The sequence below is a fragment of the Salinivibrio costicola subsp. alcaliphilus genome (assembly GCF_001996185.1).
Classification (GTDB): domain Bacteria; phylum Pseudomonadota; class Gammaproteobacteria; order Enterobacterales; family Vibrionaceae; genus Salinivibrio; species Salinivibrio costicola.
The window spans coordinates 1-335 of record NZ_MUFR01000176.1; the positions used below are offsets into that span (position 1 = coordinate 1).

A 335-nucleotide genomic window follows, 5' to 3' on the forward strand; every position below is an offset into this window, starting at 1 on the left:
TGATCATCCTCTCAAACCAGCTAAGGATCGTTGCCTTGGTAAGCCATTACCTTACCAACTAGCTAATCCTAACTGGGCCCATCCCAACGCGATAGCTTATATGTAGAGGCCACCTTTGGTCCCAGCTCGTAATGAACTAAGACATTATGCGGTATTAGCCGTCGTTTCCAACGGTTATCCCCCTCGTCAGGGCAGGTTCCCAGCCGTTACTCACCCGTCCGCCGCTCGACGTCCAATAAATCCACCGAAGCTTCAATACTGCCGTTTCCGCTCGACTTGCATGTGTTAGGCCTGCCGCCAGCGTTCAATCTGAGCCATGATCAAACTCTTCAATT

Annotated in this window: 1 rRNA gene; it reads right to left on the reverse strand. The window is 51.0% G+C overall.

The annotated features are described in order from the left end of the window. A 16S ribosomal RNA gene (locus BZJ21_RS15760) occupies nt 1–335 on the reverse strand; the annotation flags it as partial.